The organism is Thermogutta sp., assembly GCF_014359955.1.
Taxonomy (GTDB): Bacteria; Planctomycetota; Planctomycetia; order Pirellulales; family Thermoguttaceae; genus Thermogutta.
On the sequence record NZ_JACIYL010000927.1, the window covers coordinates 1,168 to 1,570 of the forward strand.

The following is a 403-nucleotide window of genomic DNA, read 5'->3' on the forward strand; positions in this document are numbered from 1 at the left end:
CGCTTTTGCGGTTCCTCCTCAGCCGCGATGCGATGCTCTCGCTGGTGGGGGTGCCCCGGGCGCAGCGCAAACAGATCGAAATGTACTATCAGGGTGGGGTGGCCAAGTACGTGCAGGATTGCGTTGAGGCGGTGTTCGCCAAGCTGCCGATTTCAGACAACTACTTTTGGCGGGTTTACATCACCGGGAGCTACACGCGGGAGTGCTGTCCGGAGTATCTCAAGGAGGAGAATTTCTACAAGTTGAAAGGGGGACTCGTCGATCGCATCACCACCCACACCAATACGGTGGAAGGTTTTCTCGTCGAAAATGATGTCGCCATCAGCAAATATGTGCTTCTGGATCACATGGACTGGCTGGCGGGTCGTTTCTTTCCGCTTCTGGAGGCCGAATGGCAGGCGAT

The 403-nt window shown here is 56.1% G+C and carries 1 protein-coding gene; it reads left to right on the forward strand.

Translation table 11 applies throughout. The annotated features are described in order from the left end of the window. Positions 1–403 (forward strand): DUF3419 family protein (locus tag H5U08_RS18260; protein WP_297036426.1); only part of this gene is annotated, 403 nt, incomplete at both ends.